Genomic DNA, 24,444 nt, shown 5'->3' with positions numbered 1-24,444 from the left:
GATGGGCGGCCGAGTCATCTCTCGTTCAGCGAGGCCAGTGAGCCGCTGCGGTCACCCTGCCGACGATCCTCTTGATGCCGCCGAGCGCCTTCTGTCCCCTGCCCTTGGCTTCCAGGATCGCGCCTCTGCCCTGCATCGCCGGAGAGCCGGTGACCTTGCCGAGACGCCGCTTGAACCTGCCGATCGCCTCGTTGGCCGTGCCCTTGATCCTGTCGGTCGTGCTACCCATGAACTTGCTCCTTCGGAATACGCCGAGGCAACGCGCCGGCACATCGCGGCGTTCCGATGCGGCGGCGTTCCGATGGGGCGGCGTTCCGATCTGGCGATGTTCCGATTTTCCGCTCGCCTGCGCGCCTGCTTTTCGCTAGCGTTCCGCGCACGAAATAAGACCAACGAGAGCAAGAACGATGAGCGGTTCCCACGATCACACCCATTCCCACGACCATGATCACCACCATCACGACGACGACCGCTGGAAGCACGACGGCGTCCGCGTGATTCCGGGCAACCAGCTCGATCCGAACGTACCGTCGACCGCCGGCATGGACCGCAAGGCCGCGATCAATTTCGCCCGGGTCGGCGCGCAGAAATTGTGGGCAGGCACCGTCAGCATCAAGCCGGACGCCAAGACCGGCGCGCATCATCACGGCCATCTCGAAAGCATCATCTATGTCGTGAAGGGCAAGGCGCGGATGCGCTGGGGCGAGAAGCTGCAATTCACCGCCGAAGCCGGTCCCGGCGATTTCATCTTCGTGCCGCCCTACGTGCCGCATCAGGAGATCAACGCCAGCCCCGACGAGGTACTGGAATGCGTGCTGGTGCGCTCCGACGGCGAGGCGGTCGCGATCAATCTCGACATCGAGCCGGTCGAGAAGCCGGAGAATGTGCTGTGGGTCGATCCGGTGCACCGGCATCCCGACGAGAAGAAATAATGATAGGCCCCGTCATTCCCCGGTGCGCAACTGCGCACCGGGGAATGACGATGGTAGCAGGGAGGCCAGCATGACGCTCGTTCGTTACGAGAGCTCCGATCACGTCGCGACCATCACGATGGACCGTCGCGAGAAGCACAATGCGCTCAACAACGCGTTGTGTACGGAGCTGCGCGACGCCTGGCTGCGGTTTCGCGACAGCGACGATCGCGTCGCGGTGCTGGCCTCGTCGGAGGAGAAGTATTTCTCCGTCGGTGCCGATGTCGCCGACCTTCCCGTCAATATGTGGCACGCGGTGCCCGGTCTGGGTGTCGATCTCGACAAGCCGGTCATCGCGGCGACGTCGGGCTGGGTGGTCGGCGGTGCCTTCGTGCTGGTCCAGATGGCCGATCTGTGCGTGGCGTCGGAGACGACGCGTTTCATCTACCCAGAGGGCAAGATCGGCACGACGGCCGGCGGCGTCTCATCGGTGATGGCGCGGATGCCGCACAAGATCGCGATGGAGTTCTTGCTGGTCGGCGAGGAAATGTCGGCGGAGCGCGCCTTCCAGATCGGCTTCGTCAACAAGGTCGCGCCGAAGGGGCAGCACCTCGCAATGGCACAGGAGATGGCTGCGAAGATCGCCGGCAACGCGCCGCTGGTGGTTCGCGTGCTGAAGAAGCTGGCCCGTGAGGCCATGCCGAAGGGGCCGCTGGAGACGGTCGCCGACGTGCGGCGGCTGCTCGATGAGGTCAGGGACAGCGAGGATCTCAAGGAGGGCGTGAAGGCCTTCGCCGAGAAGCGCAAGCCGAGGTTTACGGGGAAGTAGGCGGGCGCGCCGGGCCCTCCACTCGTCATTCCCCGGTGCGCCGTTGCGCACCTGAGGGCGCCGCGCAGCGTCGAGCCCGGAATCCATCGGGCCGTAAAATTTGTGGCTGGATGGATTCCGGGCTCTCGCTTCGCGATCCCCGGAATGACGGATGGTGAGACCTACGCAAACACCTTGTGATCGATCACCCCGCTCGGCACCACATAGCCGTAACGCGTGTTCGACGGCTCCGCGCCGGCCTTCTCATACTGCGCCTTCATCATCGCAAAGCGATCGCCCTTGATGTCGAGCATCGCGCGCTTCGGCTGGATGTTGTAGAGCCGGGCATTGTTGTCGCCGAAGATCGCGGTCTTCACCGGTCCGTCGGCGGGCCCGAGCGGCGCGTAGCCGAACTTCTTCTGCATCATCTCGGGGATCTCCAGCCGCCGCAGGCCTTCGATCTGCCATTGCGGCGCGCCGGTCCACAGCGCATCGGTGCCCCAGCAGACATGATCGACACCGAGCCCCTTGATCAGGGTGCCCATCAGCGCGGCGCAGACATTGGGCTCGGCGACCAACGTGGTGGCGAACAATTGCCCGACGTCGCCATAGACATTGTTGACGCCATACTGAGCCGGGATGTCGGCGAGGTCGGAGGTCCAGGCGATCCGGCCGGTGCGCTCGAACTCGGCGAGCGCCACCTTCGGATCGCCGCCGACATGGCGATAGGCCGAGTGATAGATGATGAAGTTGAGCTGCGGCCAGTCCTTGGCGGCCTGGCCGACATCGGCAACGTCGGCGAAGCCGCGCAGATTCGGATACTGCTTCTCGATCCCGGGCGGGAACAGCCCCTTGTGGACGCAGACATTCTTGATGCCGGCCTTCACCATCTTCTCGTAGCCCTTGTAGGTCACCTTCTCGTCGTCGAGCCGCCAGGGATAACGGCTGATCTCCTTGTGGGTGTTGTCGCCGATCGTGTAGCCCTTGCAGGACTCCGGCCCCAGCGCCAGCGCGGCGTCGAGCTTGTCGAGCCAGCCGGGCTGCCCGGGCGTGAAGATGGCGTGACAGAACACGCGCCGCGAGCCGGCCTCATCATTGATCTGTTTGCGCGCGGCGGCCATCTGCTCGTTGGTCAGGAACCAGTCCTGCTCGATATCCGACGGCGCCGAGGAGATCAGCGCGATCTTGGTGTCGGAATCGAGAAACATCTCCTTCTTGTAGTTATTGAACTTGAGGTCTTCGATGGTCTGCTCGTGATCGTTGAGCTCCTTGTTCCAGCCGGCCTTGCCGACCGCCTTGCGCATTTCCACGAATCCCATGATGCGGGTGTCGTCGCGCAGGAAATGCGTGTGCATGTCCATGATGAACTGGTCTTTCAGACCGTTGGCGCGCTCTTGCGCCATCGCGGGCGTCGCGGCCTCCGCGGGCGTCACGTCGAACAGCTCGCCATAGACCTGGTTCATCGCGACGAACGAGGCGGCCATGCCGGCCGCGGTCTGAAAGAAGCGGCGGCGATCGAGGCCCTGCTTGCCGCCGAGATCGTCGGCCATTGCGAGCAGCCGCGCCTCGACCTCGCGCTGCCGTTCGTTCTGCGGGTCGGGATAGAACTCGTCGCTGGAGACGATCTGGGTCGGGATCGGCGTCTGGTACTGGCACAGTTCGGAGGGCATCAAGGCGGCAAGTTCTTCGTCGGTGAGATTGCTGCTCATTCTTCGCTCCCGCTTCACGCCGGATGTTTCCGGTCAAACCGCGGCGGAGACTAGGACCAAGCCTGTCCGCCGTCCGCGCCGATTGCCGGAAACCACGTTCACAAAATCGTGCATCGGTTTGGAACAGGCGAAATGCGCCGGTTGCACAACCACATCTGCGCGCTGCTATGCTCGATCGCACCGGATCGAACGAAGAAATCCGGAAGGGAGCGAACCATGATTCAGCCAGATCATTCGCGGCGTACCATCATCAAGGGCATCGGCGTTGCGGCGGCCACCGGCGTGCTCGGCGAAGCACCGGCGCAGGCCGCGACCGCCGTTCCTGCCGACGGGGAAATATGGAGCAACGAATATTGGGCGAAGAAGGGTGACATTCCCTTGTGGATGTTCCGCAAGCGGGTCGGCGCGCCGAAGCCGGGCGAGCCGGCGCGGCCCGTGGTGTTCTTCGTCCACGGCTCGTCGGTGACATCGCGGGCGTTCGACCTCACCGTGCCGGGCAAGGGTGAGTATTCGCTGCTCAATGTCTTCGCGCGCTACGGCTTCGATTGCTGGACCATGGACCACGAGAACTACGGCAAGTCGGGCCGGACCTCCGGCAATGCCGACATCGCAAGCGGCGTCGAGGATCTCAAAGCCGCGGTCGAGGTGATCGCGCGCGAGACCGGACAGAGCCGATATCATTTCGTCGGCGAGTCCTCCGGCGCGCTGCGGGCCGGCGCGTTCGCGATGGCCGCGCCCGAGCGGATCGACCGGCTGGTGTTCGCGGCCTTCACCTACAAGGGCGAGGGCTCGCCGACGCTGGCGAAGCGCGCCGAACAGCTCGCTTATTACCGCAGCCACAACATGCGCAAGCGCAACCGCGACATGATCCGCTCGATCGCCACCCGCGACAGGCCCGGCACGTCGGATCCCGCGGTGATGGAAGCGTTGGCCGATGTCGAGATGCAGTTCGGCGACCAGATCCCGACCGGCACCTATCTCGACATGACCGCCAATTTGCCGGTGGTGCATCCGGACAAGGTGCTGGCGCCGGTGCTGCTGGTGCGCGGCGAGTATGACGGGATCGCGGCGGTGCGGGACCTCGAGGAGTTCTTCAACAAGCTGCCGAACGGCGACCGGCAGTTCATCATCCTGCCCGGCACGGCGCATTCGGTGGCGCTGGCCACCAACCGCGAGCTGTTCTGGCATGTGACGCGGGCATTCCTGACCATGCCGACGCCGATCGTGACCTGAGGCAGCCTGCGGCAGGACGTCGCAAGAAAAATCTCTGCTGTCATGTCGGGATCGGGCTATCCGGTTCGTCCTCGGGGCACAACCCCGCCAACAGGAGTTCTTCGCGTGGCTAACCCTCAAATGATCTTCGTCAACCTGCCGGTCAGCAATCTCGCCCGCGCCACCGCCTTCTACGAGGCGATCGGCGCGACCAGGAATCCGCAATTCTCCGACGATACCGCCTCCTGCATGGTGATCTCGGAGACCATTTTCGTGATGCTGCTGACCCACGACAAATTCCGGCAGTTCACCTCGAAGACGATCGCCGATGCCCGGACCACCAGCGAAGTGCTGCTCTGCCTCTCGGCCGCGAACCGCGATGCGGTCGACGGTTACGTGACCAAGGCGACGGGCGCGGGCGGCAGCGCCGATCCGTCGCCGCAGCAGGATTACGGCTTCATGTATGGCCGCAGCTTCGAGGATCCGGACGGTCACATCTGGGAAGTGATGTGGATGGATCTCGAGGCCGCGACCAAGGCGCAGGCCGCCACCGCCTGATCGCTTCCTGCCATCCCGAGGAGCTGACGCATGTCCAAGATATCTCCCTGCCTGTGGTTCAACGGCGAGGCCGAGGAGGCCGCGAACCTCTATGTCTCGCTGCTGCCCAACTCTGGGATCGAGACGGTCCAGAGGAATGTGATCGACAGTCCCGGCGGCAAGGCCGGCACGGTGTTGCTGGTCGAATTCACGCTCGCCGGTCAGCGCTTCATGGCGCTGAACGGCGGGATGAAGATGGAGCATAGCCACGCGGTCTCGTTCGCGATCGACTGCGTCGATCAGGCCGAGGTCGACCGGCTCTGGGCCGCGCTGCTCGCGAATGGCGGCAAGGAGGAGCAATGCGGCTGGCTGCGCGATCGCTACGGCGTGGCCTGGCAGATCGTGCCGGCGGCGGTCCGGCAATATCTCGGCGGCTCCGACGCCGCGGCCGCCGCGCGCGTGATGCAGGCCGTGCTCGGCATGATCAAGCTCGACGTCGAAGGCCTGCGCCGGGCCTATGAAGGCGAGGCGGCGGCTTGATTCGTACTTCCTCGCCCCCCTCTTGCGGGGCGAGGAACGCTCGTTTCAGTAATTGATCCGCAGGCCGATGCCGCCGTGCAGCGTGTTGCCGACCGGCTGCGGCCCGGCGGTGCCGTTGACGAACAGATCGGCGATCCAGCCCTTGGTGATGCGGAAGCCGACACGGCCGCCATATTCGAACCAGCCCTGGTTGCCCATCGTCGGCACGATGGTCCCATCGCCGGTGACGGTGGCGACGATGCCGGAATGGGTGGCGAAGGATTGCACCCAGCCGCCGTTGATGTTGGTTTCGATGTTCGAGCCGAACAGATGGGTCCACTGGCCCCCGATCTTGACCAGGCTGGTGCGATCGGTGCCGTCGGCGATGGTGGCGTCGAACGGATTGAAGGCCATGGCGGGGTCGCTGTAGCCTTTGACCCGCTGCCACAGCTGCCAGACCTCGACCGAGGCCGCGACCTCGTCACGCGCCGACAGCCGGCTGATCCAGCCTGCGCGCCCGTACACGCCGTAATTCTCGCTCGAGGTCTGGCTCGTGATCGACACCGGGCCGAGGCTGGTCGCGTAGTTGCGGGTATAGCGCACCCGCTCGGACGGCGAGAGGATGGTGCCGATGTCGAAGAACGGACGGGACGAGCCCCAGTCGACGAAGTCGTAGCGCAGCGCAAAGGCGCCGATCGGCGCACTGGTGACGTTGTAGCCGCCCTCGCCATATTGCGTGTAGGCGATGCCGGCGAGCAGCGACAGATTCGGCGTGATGGTCTTGCGGCCGTGGATGCCGGCCGAGAACGAGCCGGCCGACCCGAACGCGCTGATGCAGTCGTCGCAATTGATCTGCTCGTTGACGCCGAGCAGCACCGTGCCGAGCACGCGGTTGGTGATCATCTGGTTGAAGCGCTGGTCGGCGAGCCCGTTGATCGAGCTGCCGCTCGACGGCGCGCCGGTGATCGGCGTTGGGGTCGGAGTTGGCGTCGGGGTCGGCGAAGGGCTCGGCGTTGGTGTCGGTGTCGGTGTCGGTGTCGGAGTTGGCGTGGGGGTCGGGGTTGGCGTGGGAGTAGGCGTCGGCGTGGAGGTCGATCCGCAGTTCGGCGACACCGAGAACTCGGAATCGGGATTCGACGTGCAGTTCGTCGATGGCGTCGACGTCGGCCGCGGAGTCTGGGCCTGGGCCGGCGCAGCCACCGCCTGCAGCATCGCGAGCGACAGCGCCACCGTCAGAGCCGTCGACGGGATCAGGTGATGGATCCGGCGCAGCATCGTCACCGTCCGCACAGCATGCCGGTGGGATCGTCATTGCCCGGTGTGGCGTCGGCAAACTGGGTCACCGTGCAGAGTCCCGCCGCCTGGCTGCAGGTCGCGGCAAAGGTCCAGGGCGGAGTGTTGGTCTTCTGGATCGTGGTGCGGCCGCCGCTCGAGGTGATGATCGCGGTGTCGCCGGGCTGGGTCAGATCGAGGCACTGCTTGCTGGCAGTGCAGACGGTCGACGCGCCTTCCTGCAGCACGACGATGGTCTGGCCGCGCTGCGACAGGATGTCGAGCACCGTGCCGCGCACGCCGATGGTCGCAAGCGGCGTGTTGATCTTGTAGGCCGCCTTCTCCGAGTGGCCGGTGACGAAGCGGAATGCACCCGAGGTCAGGCGGATCGCGACATCGCGATAGTGATGCTCGTCGTCGAACACGGTGCGATCGAGCTTGAGCGAGGCATTCGGTCCGAGCGAGAGGTTGGTGCTGTCGGCCATCACCAGCCGCGCCGCGCTCTCGAGACCGGTGCGCACCGTCTCGTCGCGCAGCAGCGCATCGCCGACATTGATCGGCATGGTCGCAGCCGCAACGCGGACGACCTCGTTCTTCACCATCGCCGCTTCGCCGACGCGCGTCTGCGCCTGAGCGGGATGTGCCGTCAGCGCGACGGCAAGACCGATTGCAGCCAGGGAGAAAAAGCTGTGAGGCGAATTCATTGCAATACCGATCGACTGAACGCCGTCATCGTACCGGATCGCGCACGCACCTGATATTGTATATATGTCACAAACTCCGCCGAGGTGACTGGATGGTTAGTGTCCGTCGATTCGACTATGTTCAATGGTGCGTCTGTGAAAGTGAGTTCTGATCACACACGTCACATAATCACCCTCGTCACGTGCGATGCGTGCACGCGTAGCTCACACTTCGCTCACACTTGTTCCCTTCTCATCGTGCCCGCCCATTGAACACCGCAAGCAAATCGTCTTCTGTTGACCGCCGTCCAGTCACGCGCGCGGCGATCGCTGCGGCCATCATCTTCGTCGTTGCCCACGTCGTGCTGCTGATCGGGATCACGACGCCGGACAAGCTCTATTTCGATGAGGTGCATTACGTGCCGGCGGCACGGCAGATGCTGCTGCCGGTGCGCGAGGGCCCGATGCTCAACCCGATGCATCCGCCGCTTGCCAAGGAGATCATCGCGCTCTCGATCAAGGCGTTTGGCGACGTGCCGTTGGGCTGGCGCTATCCCGCGGCGCTGTTCGGCGCGCTGGCGCTGGTCGCGGTCTATCTCGGCGCGCTCGCGCTGTTCGCGTCGCAGGAGCGCGCGATCGCGGCGGTGCTGCTCGCCTTCTGCAACCAGATGCTGTTCGTGCAGTCGCGCATCGCGATGCTGGATATTTTTGCGCTGGCTTTCTGTCTGTTCGCGATCGCGGCGTTCCTCCACGGCTTCAGGCAGCAGCGGCCGCACTCCGCCTTTGCGCTGGCGGGGCTCTTCGCCGGGCTTGCGAGTGGCTGCAAATGGAGCGGGCTGTTCGTGCTCGCGACCTGCATCGCGATCGTGGCCGTGATCCGCGTGATGCAGGGCTGGCGCACCCGTTTTGCCGATGCCAATGCCGAGGATTGGTACCGGCCGGATTTGTGGCCGGATTTTCGCCTGCCGCATGCTCTTGTCTGCTTCGTGCTGATCCCCTCGGTCGCCTATCTCGCGACCTTCGTGCCGCTGTACGGCCTCTCGCTATCGGACATCATCGAGGCACAGCGCCGCATCTTCGCCGACAACACCACGAGCGCGATCGCGGGCCACACCTATATGAGCTCATGGCCGTCCTGGCCGTTTTTGGTGCGCCCGGTCTGGTACCTGTTCGAGAAGGTCGGTGACGACGCCTTCGCCGCGATCGTGTTGCTCGGCAACCCGCTCCTGCTGTGGCCGGCGCTGATCGCGCTGATCGTCGCGCTGCGCGACTGGATCGTCGGGCGCAGCCGCGATGCGTTCCTGGTGCTCGCGTTCTATCTCGGGCCGTATCTCGCCTGGGCGCTGCTGCCGCGCACGCTCGGCTTCATCTATTATTATCTGCCGGCGGCGACCACCGCGAGCTTCGTGCTGGTCTACGCGCTGACGCGCAAGGGCGCGCCGCGCTGGCTGCTGTGGGCGTTCGTGGCGGTCGGATGCGCAGGCTTCATCGCGATGCTGCCGGTCACGGCGGCCGCGATCGGGACCTCGATGGCGACCTTCAATCGGCTGATGCTGTTTCAGAACTGGATCTGAAACTGCCAGGATTGCGGACGCTGGATTACTGCGCGGCCGTCTTGGTATCCATGTTGACGACCTGCACGCGGCGATTGGTCGGGTCCATCGGCGCGTTCGGGTCCTTCGGCCGGGTCTTGCCGTAGCCGACGGTCACGAGGTCGGAGCCGTTGAGGCCGTAACGCTCGACCAGATACCGCTTGATGGTATCGGCGCGGCGCTCCGAGAGATCCTGGTTATAGGCCTCGCCGCCGATCGCGTCGGTGTGGCCGGCGACGACGAAGGTCGAGCCCTTCATGCTGGCGTCCGCCAGCGCCTTGCCGAGCTCCTGCACCGCCTGGGTCGAGCCCTTGGCGATGTCGGCCGAGTTGTAGTCGAAGTGAATCTCCAGATCGATCTTCGGCTTGTTGGCGGCGATGTCGGCGATCTCCTGGCGTTCGCCCAATGACAGCGAGCGGGTCTGCCGGTTGCGAACGGTGTTGAGGAAGCTCGCCTCCTTGGCCGATGCGGCCGGGTCGATCTGCGTGCCGGCGGAGAGGCCGCGGGTGGCCGATTTCGGCTTCAGCGCATTGAGGATCTGGGCGGCCGGAACGGTGTCGCTGCCGGCCAGTGCAACGCCCGCCGTCATCGACAGCGCAGCGCCGATCGTCAAAAGAGACATGGAAAGTGAGCGGGGCATGGTTTTCGTCCTTAAAGTGTCGAGCCAGCCGATCCGGCTTGCTGTCGTTTTGATGCCGGGAACCTAGGACGGGTTCAAAGCCCGGAATGTGATCTGGGTCACGGATAAGTGCGCCAGGGAGAGCTGAGAGGGAGAGCCGGCATGGCTCACGTCAATCGCGTGCTTCGCTCGATCAATGACGAAGACGGCGCGCGCTGCGTCGATATCTTCCTGCGCCCGGACGGCACCATCGGCTTCGAGGAGTATCGGCGGGACGTCGAAGACAGCAGGGGCTGGTTTCCGGTTGGCGGTCATTCGTTCGGGATCTTCCACGAGGAAGGCGCCGCGCTCGCGGCCGCGATGCGGGACGTTCCGTGGCTGCGGCGGGCCGTCGGATCGGACTAGCCGGTCCGCACGCCCAAGCCTGCATGATGATGCGGCGCTGATTTCCCGCGCGCGGCTCTCCACACAAGCGCGAATCTCACTACATTGCCGGGGCAATGCCCCGCGCCGCCGAACCCTTATCCCTGAACACTGCCGCTGCCCGCCACATTTGGCTGCGCGCGCAGCGGCTCGATATAACGGCCCCGTTCGGGGAGGGGGCGTCAGCGGTAGCGGCCGCCGTCGACCATCTCGGCTATGTGCAGATCGACACCATCAACGTGATCGAACGCTGCCATCACCACATCCTGTTCACCCGGATTCCGGACTACCGCCGCGCCGACCTCAAGCAGGCGCAGAGCCAGGACAAGAGCGTGTTCGAATACTGGACCCACGCGCTGTCCTACATTCCGTCCAAGGACATCGGCATCTTCCTGCCGGCGATGAAGGCGCACAAGCGCGACGGCCATAAATGGTTCTCGTCGGTGACCCCGGCGGATACCCGCAAGATCATGCGGCTGCTGCGCGAGGGGCCGCTGACCATCCGCGACATCGAAGACGACGTGCTGACCGAGAAGGAGCATCTCTGGCAGAGCCGGAAGCCTTCCAAGCGGGCGCTGCAGCTCGCCTTCTACGGCGGCGTGGTCACGATCAGCGAGCGCGCCGGCATGCTGAAGACCTACGAGCTGATGGGCAGGCATTTCGGCTGGGACAGGCCGCCGAAGCCCGCGCCGGCCTCGGCCCGAATTGCCTATCTGCTCGATCGCGCGCTGCGCTCGCAGGGCATCGTCAGCCTGGATTCAATCTGCCACCTCGACGCGCCGAGCAAGAAGGCGGTGCGCGGCCTGATCGAGGCGAGGGTGCGCCGCAAGGAGCTGGTCCGGATCGCGCTCGATGGCGCCGGCAAGCAGGAGCATTGGGCGCGGCCCGAGGTGCTGGAAGCAACCGGCGAGGGCGATCCCGCTTTGGTTCACATCCTCTCGCCGTTCGATCCGCTGGTCATCCAGCGCAAGCGCACCGAGCTGTTCTTCGGCTATGGCCACCGCTTCGAGGCCTATGTGCCGAAGCAGAAGCGGCTGTTCGGCTATTTCGCGCTGCCGGTGCTGGTCGGCGATGACATCGTCGCTGCGCTCGATCTCAAGACCGACCGGCAGAACAGGAAGCTCCTGATGCAGAAATGGAGCTGGGTCGGTAACGGCAAGAAGCAGGCCTCGCGCAAGGAACTGAAGCGCCGCATCGAGGAGGAGCTCGACCGCTTCGAGCGCTTCCAGCTCGCGGACTAACGCCTGGTCCGCACCGTCCGCGCGTGGCGCCCGTCTGCGGCCGGGCTGCGTTTGTGCTGTGTGCTATGAGGTTTTTGCCATTGCCCAATGCCGGGCCAGCCAATAATCCTCAAGGCAAGCATAGCCTTGGGGGGAACAGATGAGCCAATCCGCAACCGTCGCGCCCGATCGCGGCACCCGCAGCGAGATCGAGAACTCCACGATCCGCGCGATCTCCTGGCGGCTGATCCCGTTCCTGATCCTGGCCTACTTCTTCTCCTACCTCGACCGCGTCAATCTCGGCTTCGCCGCGCTGACCATGAACAGCGAGCTGAAGTTCTCGCCGGTGGTGTTTTCGTTCGGCGCTGGCATCTTCTTCATCGGCTATTTCATCTTCGAGGTGCCGAGCAATCTGGCGCTGGAGCGGTTCGGCGCCAGCAAGTGGATCGCCCGCATCATGGTGAGCTGGGGTATCCTCTCGGCGCTGATGGCGGCGGTCTATGACGAGCACAGCTTCTACGCGCTGCGCTTCTTCCTCGGCGTCGCCGAGGCCGGCTTCTTCCCCGGCATCATCCTCTATCTCACCTATTGGTACCCGGCCGAATATCGCGCGCGCTTCCTCGCCGCCTTCGCGCTCGCCGTGCCGATCTCGACCGTGATCGGCGCGCCGATCTCCGGCCTGCTGCTCGGCCTCGACGGCGTCATGGGGCTGAAGGGCTGGCAGTGGCTGTTCATCATCGAGGGCATTCCCTCGGTGCTGCTCGGCATCGTCACCTGGTTCTACCTCACCGACCGGCCGGAGAAGGCCGACTGGCTCTCGGCCGAGCAGAAGGCGTGGCTCAAGGCGAAGCTCGACGCCGAGGTCGCGGCCAAGCAGGCGGCCAAGCACTTCACGCTGTTCGAGGCGCTGTCCTCGCCGAAGGTGCTGGCGCTCAGCGCGATCTATTTCGGCTTCGTCGCCTCGCTCTACGGCATGCAGTTCTGGCTGCCGCAGATCGTCAAGGCGTTCGGCCTGACCAACGCGCAGACCGGGTTCGTCACCGCGATCCCCTATGCGTTCGGCACGGTCGCGATGATCCTGTGGGCGCGTCGTTCCGACGCCATGCGCGAGCGGGTGTTCCACGTCGGCGCGCCGCTGCTGCTGACCGCGCTGGCGCTGGCCGTCTCCAGCTATATCGCCGATCCAGTCATGACCATGGTTGTGCTGACGGTTGCCGCGATCGGCGTGTTCTGCACATTCGCGGTGTTCTGGACGCTGCCGACCGCCTGGCTGTCAGGCACCGCCGCCGCCGGCGGGATCGCGCTGATCAACTCGATCGGCAACCTCGCCGGTTTCGGCGGACCTTATCTGATCGGCTGGGTGAAGGAGACGACCGGCAGCACGTCGACCGGCCTGTTGGTGCTGTCGCTGTTGCCGCTCGCCGCCGGCCTGCTGGTCTTTCTCGGCAGCCACGAGACCAAGACCGAATTCGCCGGGGCGAAGTAGCGCCGCGCAATCCGGAATCGGTTGCCGTATAGCCGGCTGGACAAAAAACTCGAAAACAACCCCATGCACAGTACGTAGCCCGGATGAAGCGAAGCGTAATCCGGGGACTCTCTCGCCACTGGCATGAGCCCCGGATCTCGCTTCGCTGCATCCGGGCTACGCACTGTTCCAAGGCCGCCGCACCCCTTCCACGCCGATCCCGGCCGATCCTCACGAATAGGTTATCACTGACGAATATTGACATTCATCAGTGATAAATCGATACTCTTCATCAGTCGTCAGCCCGATGGAGATTTCAGATGTTCGTTCGTTCCGTTTTGTCGAGCTATTACAGGCTCTTAACCGGAGCGGCACTGGCTTTCGCGGTGTTCGCGCTGACCGGCTGCAACGAAAAGGCGGCCGAAACCGCCGATCCCGGACGCCCGGTTCTGGTGGCGACCGTCCATTATGAAGCCGAAACCCCCGAGCGCAGCTTTGTCGGCACCATCAAGCCCCGTATCGAAGCCGATATGGGCTTTCGGGTCGCCGGCAAGGTGGCCAAGCGGCTGGTCGAGGTCGGACAGACAGTCGACGTCGACCAGCCCTTGGCCACCCTCGACGAGGTCGATTTGAAGCTGCAGGCCGAGCAGGCGGAGGCGGAATTCAGCGCCGCCACCGGCGTGCTCGCGCAGGCCGCGGCTGCCGAGCAGCGCGCCAAGGACCTCAAGGCCAAGGGCTGGACCACCGATGCGGCGCTGGATTCCGCCAAGGCCGCCGGCGACGAAGCCCGCGCCCGGCTGAACCGCGCCGAGCGCTCGGTGGAGCTGACCAAGAACTCGCTCTCTTATGCAACGCTGGTGGCCGACACCCGGGGTGTCGTCACAGCGACCATGATCGAACCCGGCCAGGTGGTTGCCGCGGGCCAGGCCTCGATCCGTGTCGCCCGACTTGGCGAGAAGGAAGCTGTCGTCGCGATCCCCGAGACGCTTCTTGCTCGTGCCAGGTCGGGCGTTGCCACGGTGACGCTGTGGTCGGATGCCAAGAGGAGCTACGCCGCCAGGCTGCGCGAGGTCGCGCCGCAGGCCGATCCCGCCACCCGCACCTACCTCGCGAAATTCTCGCTGCCGGACGCCGACGAGGCCGTCTCGCTCGGCATGACCGCGACGCTGACCCTGGCCGACAAGGCGAGCGAGCGCGTCGCCAAGTTGCCGCTGTCGGCGCTGTACAGCCAGGGCGGCGATCCCTCGCTCTACATCGTCGACGACAAGGGCGATATCGCGCTGAAGCCGGTCAAGGTGAAGGCCTATGAGAGCAACAATGTGGTGATCTCCGGCGGCGTCGACGACGGCGCCAAGGTGGTCGCGCTGGGCGTGCAGAAACTCGATCCGAGCCAGAAGGTGCGGGTCGTGTCGTCGCTGTCGTTCTGATCAATCGTCCGTCATTGCGAGCGAAGCGAAGCAATCCATCTCGCCGCAAGACAAGTGTGGATTGCTTCGTCGCTAACGCTCCTCGCAATGACGGCCGTGGCGGTAACGGTTTGGGGAATTGGAGTCTGACATGAAGCGCTTCAACCTTTCGGCCTGGGCGGTCAGCCATCCGACGCTGGTGCTGTTCCTGATGATCATCCTCGGCGTCGCCGGCTTCTTCTCCTACGAGAAGCTCGGCCGCGCCGAGGATCCGTTCTTCACCGTCAAGGTGGTGAACGTCTCGGTGATGTGGCCGGGCGCGACCTCGCAGGAAATGCAGATGCAGGTCGCCGATCCGATCGAGAAGAAGCTGCAGGAGCTGCCGTTCTTCGACAAGGTGCAGACCTATTCCAAGCCGGGCTTCACGGCGATGCAGGTCTCCTTCAAGGATTCGACCTCGCCGAAGGACGTGCCCTATCTCTTCTATCTGATCCGCAAGAAGCTGGTCGACGTGCAGGGCGAATTGCCCTCCGGCATCCTCGGTCCCGTGGTCAACGACGAATTCTCCGACGTCGATTCGATCCTCTATATGATGACCGGCGACGGCGCCGATTACGCGCAGCTCAAGAAGGTCGCGGAAGGTTTCCGCCAGCGCCTGCTGAAGGTGCCGGGCGTCACCAAGATCGACCTCTATGGCATCCAGGACGAGCGCATCTTCGTCGAGTTCTCGCACGCCAAGCTCGCCACCCTCGGCATCACGCCGCAGGCGCTGTTCGATTCGCTTGCCAAGCAGAACAATGTCACCCCGGCCGGCACGGTGGAGACCTCGTCGCAGCGCGTGCCGCTGCGCGTCACCGGCGCGCTTGACGGCGTCAAGGCAGTTTCGGAAACGCCGGTCGAGAGCAATGGCCGCGTGTTCCGGCTCGGCGATATCGCGACCGTCAGCCACGGCTATGTCGATCCGCCGACCTTCAAGGTGCGTCAGGAAGGCAAGCCCGCGCTCGGCATCGGCGTCGTCACCGCCAAGGGCGCCAACATCCTGGAGCTCGGCAAGGAGGTCCAGCAGGCGGCCGCCGAGTTCCTCAAGGCGGTGCCGCAGGGCATCGATGTCAAGCAGATTGCCGATCAGCCCAAGGTGGTCGAGCACGCCGTCGGCGAGTTCGTGCACTCCTTCGTCGAGGCGCTGGCGATCGTGCTGTTCGTCTCCTTTGTCGCGCTCGGCTGGCGCACCGGCATCGTGGTGGCGCTCTCGGTGCCGCTGGTGCTCGGCATCGTCTTCATCGTGATGAACGCGATGTCACTCGATCTGCACCGCATCACGCTCGGCGCGCTGATCATCGCGCTCGGCCTTCTGGTCGACGACGCCATCATCGCGGTCGAGATGATGGTGGTGAAGATGGAACAGGGCTGGGACCGCATGAAGGCGGCGTCCTTTGCCTGGGAATCTACCGCGTTTCCGATGCTCACGGGGACGCTGGTCACAGCCGCTGGCTTCCTCCCCATCGGCTTTGCCAATTCGGCCGTCGGCGAATATGCCGGCGGCATCTTCTGGATCGTGGCGATCGCGCTGGTCGCCTCCTGGTTCGTCGCGGTGATCTTCACGCCCTATATCGGCGTCAAGCTGCTGCCCAACATCAAGGTGCACCAGAACCACGATCCGCACGCGATCTACGAGACACGGATGTATCGCGGCCTGCGCAGCATCGTGCAGTGGTGCGTCGATCACCGCATCAAGGTGGTGGTGGCGACGGTCGGCGTCTTCGTCGCCGCGATCGTGGGGTTCGGCCACGTCCAGCAGCAGTTCTTCCCGTTGTCGGAACGGCCCGAGCTGTTCCTGCAGCTTCGTCTGCCCGAGGGCACCGCGTTCAACGTCACTGAAAAGGCGGTGAAGCAGGCCGAGGGGCTGTTGAAGGACGACCAGGACATCCAGACCTACACGGCCTATGTCGGCCAGGGCTCGCCGCGGTTCTGGCTCGGCCTCAACCCGCAGCTGCCGAACGAGGCCTTCGCCGAGATCGTGATCCTGGCCAAGAACGTCGAGGCCCGCGAGCGCGTCAAGGCCAAGATCGAGCAGGCTGCCGCCGACGGCGCGCTGAACGAGGCGCGGGTCCGGGTCGACCGCTTCAACTTCGGTCCGCCGGTCGGCTTCCCGGTCCAGTTCCGCGTGATCGGGCCCGACGCCAACAAGGTGCGCGACATCGCCTACCAGGTGCGCGAGGTGATGCGCCAGAACAAGAACGTCAAGGACGTCCAGCTCGACTGGAACGAGCAGTCACCCTATTTGAAGCTCGCGGTCGACCAGGATCGGGCGCGCGCGCTCGGCCTGACCCCGCAGGACGTCTCGCAGGCGCTGGCGATGCTGATCTCGGGCGCGCCGGTCACCACGATCCGCGACGGCATCGAGAAGGTCGGCGTGGTTGCCCGCGCGGTGCCCTCCGAGCGGTTCGATCTCGGCCGCGTCGGCGATCTCACCATCACCACGCGCAACGGCGTGGCGGTCCCGCTTCAGCAAATTGCAAAAATCGAATATGCGCATGAGGAGCCGATCCTGTGGCGGCGCAACCGCGACATGGCGATCACCGTGCGCTCCGACGTCGTCGACGGCGTGCAGGCGCCCGACGTCACCAACCAGATCGCGCCGAAGCTGAAGGACATCCAGGCCCATCTCGAGCCGGCCTACCGGATCGAGCCGGGCGGGGCGTTCGAGGAATCCGCCAAGGGCAATGCGTCGATCTTCATCCTCTTCCCCGTGATGGTGATGGTGATGCTGACGCTCCTGATGATCCAGCTGCAGAGCTTCTCGCGCCTGACCCTGGTGTTCCTGACCGCGCCGCTCGGCATCGTCGGCGCCTCGCTCGGGTTGAACGTCGCCAACCAGCCGTTCGGCTTCGTGGCGCTGCTCGGCCTGATCGCGCTCGCCGGCATGATCATGCGCAACGCGGTCATCCTGGTCGACCAGATCGAGAGCGACGTGGCGTCCGGCCTGACCCGGCGCGAGGCGATCGTCGAGGCCACCGTCCGGCGCGCCCGGCCGGTGGTGCTGACCGCGCTCGCGGCGATCCTGGCCATGATCCCGCTGTCGCGCTCGGCGTTCTGGGGCCCGATGGCGATCACCATCATGGGCGGTTTGTTTGTTGCGACTTTCCTGACCTTGCTGTATCTGCCGGGCCTTTACGCCCTCTGGTTCCGCAAGACCCTTGATGAGAGCGGCCCCGAGCAGTCAGATACTGCGCCGCAGCATGCCGGCGATGCGCAACGCGCATTTCCGCTTGCTGAAGCCGCTGAATAATTGAAGATTGAGCAGGCCAACATGACACTGATCTCGGAACATAGCGAAACCGACACCCGCGAGCGCATTCTCGTGGTGGCGGAGCGCTTGTTCCGGCAGATCGGCTACCAGAAGACCACGGTCGCCGACATCGCCAAAGAGCTGCGGATGAGCCCCGCCAACGTGTATCGCTTCTTCGATTCGAAGAAGTCGATCCACGAGGGCGTGGCGCGCGGCCTGATGGGCGAGGTCGAGATCGAGGCGCAACGGATCGCCCGGTCGGAGGGCCCGGCCGCAACGCGCTTGCGCCAGATGATGACGACCATCAACCGGATGAACACCGAGCGCTATGTCGGCGATTCCAAGCTGCACGAGATGGTCGAGATCGCGATGCAGGAGGATTGGGACGTCTGCGTCGCTCATATGGAGCTGGTTGCCCGCACCATCGGTGAGGTGATCGCGCAGGGCGCGGCCTCGGGCGAGTTCGAGGTCGGCGATCTGGAGGTCGCCGCGCTGTGCGCCTGCACGGCCATGATGCGGTTCTTCCACCCGCAGATGATCGCCCAATGCGCCACCAAGCCGGGCCCGACCATCGACCAGATGATCGATTTCGTGATCGCCGGCCTGTCGCCGCGCGGCCGCGCCAATTGAGTGGCGGCACTGACATTTTCGTCAGTTGACTCTTCCCCCATAGCAGGCAAAGCGAGTTCGTAGCCCGGATGGAGCGCAGCGCAATCCGGGGTCATTTCCGCGTGTGACACGGTCCCGGATTACGCTGCGCTCCATCCGGGCTACGGCAAGAGGGGCTCTCCGTGACCGACAAAGACCTGCATTTCTACGAGCCGAAGAACGGCCACGGCCTCAAGCACGACCCGTTCAACGCCATCGTGGCGCCGCGGCCGATCGGCTGGATCTCCTCGCGCGACAAGGGCGGCAACGTGAATCTCGCGCCCTACAGCTTCTTCAACGCCTTCTGCTACGTGCCGCCGATCATCGGTTTCTCCTCCACCAACTGGAAGGACTCTGTCGCCAATATCCAGGACACCGGTGAGTTCGTCTGGAATCTGGCGACGATGGATCTGGCCAAGCACATGAACGCGACCGCCGCGCATGTCGCGCGCGACGTCGACGAGTTCAAGCTCGCGGGCGTGACACCGATCGCCGGCAAGCTCGTCAACGTGCCACGGGTCGCCGAGAGCCCGGTGTCGTTCGAATGCAAGGTGAGCCAGATCGTCCAGTTGCAGGGCGCCGACGGCAAGAAGGCCGAGGCCTGGCTGACGCTCGGCGAGGTGGTCGCCGTTCATATCGACAAGGCCTTCATCAAGGACGGCGTCTACCAGACTGGCTTGGCGCACCCGATCGTCCGTGCCGGGAGGAGAGGGGACTATTTCGAGATCAAGCCGGAAAACATGTTCGAGATGATCCGGCCGGATTAGCTTTTCTTCTCCCTCGCCCCGCTCTTGCGGGGAGAGGGCGGGGTGAGGGGCTGCTTCCACGAGTCGTGAACGCGGTGAGACCTGTACCCCCTCACCCGAAACGCATCTGGCGATGCGTCATAGCCGAAGCTTTGCTTCGGCGTTCTTAAGGACGGCCGCTGAAGGCGGCCTATGCCTCTCCCCTCAAGCGGGGCGAGGTAAGGAAGCGCTCTGCTCGCAACGTCGGCTCTCACCACAACAATGTGAAATTTCCGCCCGCTGTGATGAAAAACCGTCACTCGCAACCTCGGCGCGAGCAGTCTAACCTCCCGCGCGCCAGGCCGGATCAACGGCCGGTGAACAGAGTGGGAGGATGCGATGACACAGCGCAGCGATCAAACAGAAGAGCGGCGCGATCCGGGCGTTTCACGACGCGCGCTGGTCCAGGGATTGGCGGTCGGGGCGGCCGCTGCCGCAACCGGCGTTAGCAGCGCGCTGGCCCAGAACGCGCCCGCGCCGGTCGGGCCGCCGACGACGATCACCAGCCCGCCGCGCGACTTCAGTCCGCGCGGGGCGCCGACCACCTATTTCTGGGACCCCGACGTCGTCGCGGTCGATCCGTCCTTCAACGATCTTGCTCAGCCCAACACCTCGATCAAGCGCCTCCATACCGGGCTGTTGTGGGCGGAAGGGCCGGCCTGGAGCTCGCAGGGACGCTATCTGGTCTGGAGCGACATCCCGAACAACCGGCAGATGCGCTGGTCGGAGGATGATGGCCATGTCAGCGTGTTCCGGACGCCGTCGAACTACTCGAACGGCAATTCGTTCGACTTCCAGGGCCGTCAGCTGTCCTGCGAGCATCTCACCCGCCGCGTGACGCGCTACGAGAATGACGGCACCGCGACGGTGCTTGCCGATAACTATCAGGGCAAGCGGCTGAACTCGCCGAACGACGTCGTCGCGCATCCCGACGGCAGCTACTGGTTCACCGATCCGCCCTATGGCGGCCAGCTCTATGAGGGCGAGCCGGATGCGGCCGGTGGCCCGAGCAATTCCGCCGGCAAGCTCAATCCGCGGATCGGCCAGCCGGCGGGCTTCGTGCCGGCCAAGCGCGAGCTGCCGACCAATTGCTATCGCGTCGATCCCTCGGGCCGCGTCGATCTGGTCGTCAGCGAGGACCAGGTGCCGGACCCGAATGGCCTCTGCTTCTCGCCGGATTACAAGAAGCTCTACGTGGTCTCGACCGGCAAGGGACCGGGCGATACCGGCGCCGGCGGCAAGGGCGACGTCTTCGTGTTCGATGTCGGTGCCGACAACAAGCTCTCCAACGGCAAGCGGTTCAGCGACTTCACGATCGACGGCGTGAAGTGCGGACCGGACGGCATCCGCTGCGACGTCAACGGCAATGTCTGGTGCTCGAGCAATGCCGGCCGCGCGGTCGGTTACAACGGCGTGACGTGCTGGTCGCCCGAAGGCAAGCTGCTCGGCCGCATCCGGCTGCCCGAGGTCTGCGGCAACATCACCTTCGGCGGCCCCAAGCGCAATCGCCTGTTCATGGCCGCAAGCCAGTCGCTCTATGCGGTCTATCTGGCGACGCAGGGCGCCGGGCCGGCCTAGCACGCGGGAGCACGGCGCCGGCACGACCTGCCGGCGCCATCCCCGGCTACCTGATTGTCGCAGCTCGGCTTTCGGAACTGAACGCGCGGCCTGCCGTTAACAAACGGCGGCTCGGCCGCGTCAATTTCGCTTTATTTGAACAGCGAAGTGTTCACCGGTGAACGGCACTTTTCGGTAAGATCACCCATCCGGGCTGCCGTTTCATGAGGATCCCAGCATGAGCTTCCGCCGCGACTATGTGACAAAACCGATCTTCTCCTGGGCGCGTGGCGTGCTGCCGACCATGTCGGATACCGAGCGCGAGGCGCTGGAAGCCGGCGACGTCTGGTGGGACGCCGATCTGTTCACCGGCAATCCCGACTGGTCGAAATTGCTGGCGTTCGCGCCGGCCCAATTGACCGAGGAGGAGAACGCCTTCCTGCACGGTCCTGTCGACGAGCTCTGCACCATGCTCGACGAGTGGAAGATCAACTGGGAATGGCGCGATCTGCCGCCGGAGGCCTGGGCCTTCATCAAGGCGAAGAAATTCTTCGGCATGATCATCCCCAAGGAATTCGGCGGCCTTGGTTTCTCGCCCTATGCGCATTCCGAAGTGGTGCGCAAGATTTCCTCGCGCTCGCTGACTGCGGCCGTCACCGTGATGGTGCCGAACTCGCTCGGGCCGGGCGAGCTCCTGATGCGCTTCGGCACCAGGGAGCAGCAGGATAAATGGCTGCCACGGCTCGCCGCCGGCCAGGACATTCCCTGCTTCGGCCTGACCAGCCCCGAGGCTGGCTCCGATGCCGCCTCGATGATCGACACCGGCATCATCTGCAAGGGCAATTTCGAAGGCCGCGAGGTGCTTGGGCTCAAGCTCAATTGGCACAAGCGCTACATCACGCTCGGTCCGGTCGCGACGCTGCTCGGCCTCGCCTTCAAGGCTTATGATCCCGATCACCTGGTCGGCAGCGAGGACGAGCTTGGCATCACGGTGGCGCTGATCCCGACCCATCTGCCCGGCGTCTCGATCGGCCACCGCCATCTGCCGGCGATGCAGGTGTTCCAGAACGGCCCGAACTGGGGCAAGGACGTCTTCATCCCGCTCGACTACATCATCGGCGGGCAAGAGCGGCTCGGCCAGGGCTGGAAGATGCTGATGACCGCGCTCGCCGCCGGCCGCGGCATCTCGCTGCCGTCGCTGTCGGCCGCGGGTGCCGCCTATGCCGCGCGCACCACCGGCGCCTACGCCCGGATCCGCGAGCAGTTCGGCATTTCAATTTCCAAGTTCGAAGGCATCGAGGAGCCGCTGGCGCGCATCGCCGGCACCGCCTATCTGCTCGACGCCGCGCGGCGGCTGACCTGTGCTGCGCTGAACGAGGGGCATCACCCCGCGGTGATCTCGGGCATCATGAAGCTGCACGCCACCGAGCGGATGCGGATCGCGATCGATGACGCCATGGACATCCATGGCGGCAAGGCCGTGATCGACGGGCCGCAGAACTATCTCGGCGGGCTCTACCGCTCGGTGCCGGTCGGCATCACCGTCGAGGGCGCCAACATCCTGACCCGCAACCTGATCGTGTTCGGGCAGGGTGCGATCCGCGCGCATCCTTATCTGTTGCAGGAGATGAACGCGCTCGGCGAGACCGATCGCGACAAGGGCCTCACCGATTTCGACAGCGCGTTCTGGAAGCATGTCGGGCACAGCTTTGCGACCATGTTCCGCGCCTGGGGCCGCAGCTGGAGTTTTGGCCTGTTTGCACCGGCGCCGGATGCCGGCGATGCGACCGAGTTCTATCGCCAGCTGTCGCGCTATTCGTCGGCGTTCGCGTTGTGCGCCGACATGGCGCTGCTCACGCTCGGCGGCGCGCTGAAGCGCAAGGAAATGCTGTCCGCGCGGTTCGGCGACATCCTCTCCGAACTCTATCTGCTGTCTGCCGCGCTGAAACGCTGGCAGGACGAGGGACGGCAGAAGGAGGATCTGCCGGCGCTCGAATGGTGCATGGCCTCCGGCTTCAAGACCATCGAGAACCGCTTTGCGGAGATCCTCGCCAACCTGCCGAACCGCCCGGTGGCATGGCTGCTGAAATTCCTGATCCAGCCGTTCGGCGCACGCGTCACCGGCCCGTCGGACCGTATCGTGCATCTCTGTGCGCAGTTGGTGCTGTCGCCCTCAGTGGCGCGCGACCGCCTGACGCCGGACCTCGCCTTTGTCGAGGACGACGGCGGCATCGCGCGGCTGGAAAAGGCCTTCCGCCTCGTCACCGAGGCCGAGGATGCCGCCAAGCAGCTGCGCGCGGCGCGGCTGCATGACTGGAAGGAGGGGGTGAAGAAGGGCGTCATCACCGAGGCCGACGGCGACAAGCTCGCCGCCGCGCACGAGGCCGTCACAAAAGTCATCGAGGTCGATGATTTTGCGCCCGAGGCGCTGTCACCGATTTACAAGAAATCCGCCGACGTGCATCAGTTCTTCCAGGAGCTTGGTGATCAGAGGGCGGCGAGCTGATGGCGCGACCAGTCTTTATCGTCGACGGCAGCCGGACGCCGTTCCTGAAGGCGCGCTCCGGTCCCGGCCCGTTCACTCCGGTCGATCTCGCCGTGCAATGCGGCCGGCCGCTGCTGGCGCGGCAGCCGTTCGCCCCCACCGCGTTCGACCAGGTCATCCTCGGCTGCGTCAACGTGATCGCCGACGAGATGAACCCGGCGCGGGTCGCAGCACTCCGGCTCGGCATGGGCGAGCAGATGGTCGCCTTCACCGTGCAGATCAATTGCGGCTCCGGCATGCAGTCGATCGACACCGGCTACCGCTACATCCGCGAGGGCACCGCCGACCTGATCCTCGCCGGCGGCGCCGAGGCGTTGAGCCACGCGCCGCTGGTCTGGCCCAATTCCGGGGTGCGCTGGTTTGCCGGCTTTGCCGGCGCCAAGGGATTGGGCGCGAAGATCGCCGCGGCGTTGAAGGTGAGGCCGAGCTACTTCAAGCCGATCATCGGGCTGGAGCGCGGGCTGACCGATCCGATCACCGAGCTCAATATGGGGCAGACCGCCGAGAAGGTCGGCCATCTCTTCGGCATCACCCGCGCGCAATCCGACGCCTACGCCGCCGAGAGCCATCAGCGGCTCGCCAACGCGCAGAAGCAAGGCTTTCTCAAGGGCGAGGTCGAGACCGCGTTCTCCCGTGACGGCAAGTTCTACGAACATGACGACGGCGTCCGCCCGGACTCGACCCCGGACACGCTGGCAAAGCTGAGGCCGGTGTTCGAGCGTCCGTGGGGCCAGGTCACCGCCGGCAATTCCTCGCAGATCACCGACGGCGCGTCCTGGGTGATCCTGGCGTCCGAGACAGCGGTCGCCAAGCACGGGCTGACGCCGAAGGCCGTCATCCTCGACAGCCAGTGGTCGGCGCTCGATCCCTCGATCATGGGGCTTGGCCCGGTGCTGTCGGCGAGTGCGCTGCTCAAGCGCAATGGGCTGACCTTGCAGGAGGTCGAGACCTGGGAGCTGAACGAAGCCTTTGCCACCCAGGTGCTGGGCTGCCTCGCGGCGTGGAACGACGAGAGATTCTGCCGCGAAATTCTCGGGCTCGATGGCGCGGCGGGCGAGATCGACCGCGCCAAGCTGAATGTCGATGGCGGTGCGATCAGCCTCGGCCATCCCGTAGGCTGCAGCGGCAACCGCATCGTGCTGCATCTGGTCAATGCGATGAAGCGGCTCGGCACCAGGCGCGGCGTCGCCACCGAATGCATCGGTGGCGGGCAGGGCGGCGCGATGTTGATTGAGACGGTGTGA

At 65.0% G+C, this 24,444-nt stretch carries 21 protein-coding genes; 16 read left to right on the top strand and 5 right to left on the bottom strand.

Annotated features, from left to right (window positions below; all coding sequences use genetic code 11):
• Positions 1-25: 25 nt before the first annotated feature.
• Positions 26-229: a CsbD family protein gene (locus BRSPCE3_RS16875; RefSeq protein ID WP_244067072.1), complete on the bottom strand. Its 204-nt coding sequence runs from the start codon at positions 227-229 to the stop codon at positions 26-28.
• Positions 230-407: 178 nt separating this feature from the next.
• Here BRSPCE3_RS16875 and BRSPCE3_RS16870 point away from each other — a divergent pair, with 178 nt between their 5' ends.
• On the top strand, positions 408-932 hold the full coding sequence (locus tag BRSPCE3_RS16870; RefSeq protein WP_163160506.1) for a cupin domain-containing protein: 525 nt from the start codon (positions 408-410) through the stop codon (positions 930-932).
• Between the two features lie 70 nt (positions 933-1,002).
• A complete protein-coding gene (locus BRSPCE3_RS16865) occupies positions 1,003-1,740 on the top strand; it encodes an enoyl-CoA hydratase/isomerase family protein (protein WP_244067071.1) in 738 nt (245 codons plus the stop codon).
• A gap of 161 nt (positions 1,741-1,901) precedes the next feature.
• On the opposite strand, the gene BRSPCE3_RS16860 is transcribed toward BRSPCE3_RS16865, so the two are convergent.
• Positions 1,902-3,428 carry an amidohydrolase family protein gene (locus BRSPCE3_RS16860; protein WP_244067070.1) on the bottom strand — a complete coding sequence of 509 codons (1,527 nt, stop codon included), beginning with the start codon at positions 3,426-3,428 and terminating at the stop codon, positions 1,902-1,904.
• Between the two features lie 216 nt (positions 3,429-3,644).
• On the opposite strand from BRSPCE3_RS16860, the gene BRSPCE3_RS16855 reads away from it, so the two are divergent.
• From BRSPCE3_RS16855 to BRSPCE3_RS16845, 3 genes are all read left to right on the top strand, one after another.
• Positions 3,645-4,661, top strand: a complete 1,017-nt coding sequence (locus BRSPCE3_RS16855) for an alpha/beta hydrolase (protein ID WP_244067069.1) — start codon at positions 3,645-3,647, stop codon at positions 4,659-4,661.
• Positions 4,662-4,781: 120 nt separating this feature from the next.
• Positions 4,782-5,198, top strand: coding sequence for a VOC family protein (locus tag BRSPCE3_RS16850; protein ID WP_244067263.1), 417 nt, complete (start codon positions 4,782-4,784; stop codon positions 5,196-5,198).
• A gap of 30 nt (positions 5,199-5,228) precedes the next feature.
• The gene (locus BRSPCE3_RS16845; protein ID WP_244067068.1) at positions 5,229-5,717 is read left to right on the top strand and encodes a VOC family protein; all 489 of its coding nucleotides are present in this window, start codon (positions 5,229-5,231) and stop codon (positions 5,715-5,717) included.
• A 45-nt stretch (positions 5,718-5,762) separates the two neighbouring features.
• On the opposite strand, the gene BRSPCE3_RS16840 is transcribed toward BRSPCE3_RS16845, so the two are convergent.
• Positions 5,763-6,971 carry a hypothetical protein gene (locus tag BRSPCE3_RS16840; RefSeq protein ID WP_244067067.1) on the bottom strand — a complete coding sequence of 403 codons (1,209 nt, stop codon included), beginning with the start codon at positions 6,969-6,971 and terminating at the stop codon, positions 5,763-5,765.
• A 2-nt stretch (positions 6,972-6,973) separates the two neighbouring features.
• Complete coding sequence (locus BRSPCE3_RS16835) at positions 6,974-7,672, bottom strand: FecR domain-containing protein (protein ID WP_244067066.1); 699 nt, start codon at positions 7,670-7,672, stop codon at positions 6,974-6,976.
• A 248-nt stretch (positions 7,673-7,920) separates the two neighbouring features.
• On the opposite strand from BRSPCE3_RS16835, the gene BRSPCE3_RS16830 reads away from it, so the two are divergent.
• Complete coding sequence (locus BRSPCE3_RS16830) at positions 7,921-9,225, top strand: phospholipid carrier-dependent glycosyltransferase (RefSeq protein WP_244067065.1); 1,305 nt, start codon at positions 7,921-7,923, stop codon at positions 9,223-9,225.
• 25 nt (positions 9,226-9,250) lie between these two features.
• Here BRSPCE3_RS16830 and BRSPCE3_RS16825 read toward each other — a convergent pair whose 3' ends face one another.
• Positions 9,251-9,883: an OmpA family protein gene (locus BRSPCE3_RS16825; RefSeq protein ID WP_244067064.1), complete on the bottom strand. Its 633-nt coding sequence runs from the start codon at positions 9,881-9,883 to the stop codon at positions 9,251-9,253.
• A gap of 141 nt (positions 9,884-10,024) precedes the next feature.
• Between BRSPCE3_RS16825 and BRSPCE3_RS16820 the strand changes: the two genes are divergently transcribed.
• The 10 genes from BRSPCE3_RS16820 (at position 10,025) to BRSPCE3_RS16775 (ending at position 24,444) form a co-directional block, all read left to right on the top strand.
• Positions 10,025-10,267, top strand: coding sequence for a hypothetical protein (locus tag BRSPCE3_RS16820; RefSeq protein WP_244067063.1), 243 nt, complete (start codon positions 10,025-10,027; stop codon positions 10,265-10,267).
• A gap of 95 nt (positions 10,268-10,362) precedes the next feature.
• Complete coding sequence (locus tag BRSPCE3_RS16815) at positions 10,363-11,526, top strand: winged helix-turn-helix domain-containing protein (protein WP_244067062.1); 1,164 nt, start codon at positions 10,363-10,365, stop codon at positions 11,524-11,526.
• 139 nt (positions 11,527-11,665) lie between these two features.
• The gene (locus BRSPCE3_RS16810; RefSeq protein ID WP_244067061.1) at positions 11,666-12,991 is read left to right on the top strand and encodes an MFS transporter; all 1,326 of its coding nucleotides are present in this window, start codon (positions 11,666-11,668) and stop codon (positions 12,989-12,991) included.
• Between the two features lie 299 nt (positions 12,992-13,290).
• On the top strand, positions 13,291-14,397 hold the full coding sequence (locus tag BRSPCE3_RS16805) for an efflux RND transporter periplasmic adaptor subunit (protein WP_244067060.1): 1,107 nt from the start codon (positions 13,291-13,293) through the stop codon (positions 14,395-14,397).
• 130 nt (positions 14,398-14,527) lie between these two features.
• Positions 14,528-17,665: an efflux RND transporter permease subunit gene (locus BRSPCE3_RS16800; protein WP_244067059.1), complete on the top strand. Its 3,138-nt coding sequence runs from the start codon at positions 14,528-14,530 to the stop codon at positions 17,663-17,665.
• Positions 17,666-17,686: 21 nt separating this feature from the next.
• Positions 17,687-18,295 (top strand): TetR/AcrR family transcriptional regulator, encoded by a 609-nt coding sequence (locus tag BRSPCE3_RS16795; RefSeq protein WP_244067058.1) that lies wholly within the window; start codon positions 17,687-17,689, stop codon positions 18,293-18,295.
• A gap of 161 nt (positions 18,296-18,456) precedes the next feature.
• Entirely contained in the window at positions 18,457-19,080 is a 624-nt protein-coding gene (locus BRSPCE3_RS16790) for a flavin reductase family protein (protein WP_244067057.1), read from the top strand.
• Between the two features lie 357 nt (positions 19,081-19,437).
• Positions 19,438-20,676: an SMP-30/gluconolactonase/LRE family protein gene (locus tag BRSPCE3_RS16785; protein WP_244067056.1), complete on the top strand. Its 1,239-nt coding sequence runs from the start codon at positions 19,438-19,440 to the stop codon at positions 20,674-20,676.
• 217 nt (positions 20,677-20,893) lie between these two features.
• Complete coding sequence (locus BRSPCE3_RS16780; RefSeq protein ID WP_244067055.1) at positions 20,894-23,161, top strand: acyl-CoA dehydrogenase; 2,268 nt, start codon at positions 20,894-20,896, stop codon at positions 23,159-23,161.
• Positions 23,161-24,444: an acetyl-CoA C-acetyltransferase gene (locus BRSPCE3_RS16775; RefSeq protein WP_244067054.1), complete on the top strand. Its 1,284-nt coding sequence runs from the start codon at positions 23,161-23,163 to the stop codon at positions 24,442-24,444. Before BRSPCE3_RS16780 ends, BRSPCE3_RS16775 begins: the two co-directional genes overlap by 1 nt.

This window comes from Bradyrhizobium sp. Ce-3, assembly GCF_022835695.1.
Lineage (GTDB): Bacteria > Pseudomonadota > Alphaproteobacteria > Rhizobiales > Xanthobacteraceae > Bradyrhizobium.
The sequence above is the reverse complement of the archived record's forward strand: the minus strand, read 5'-3'. Positions and strand labels throughout refer to the sequence as shown.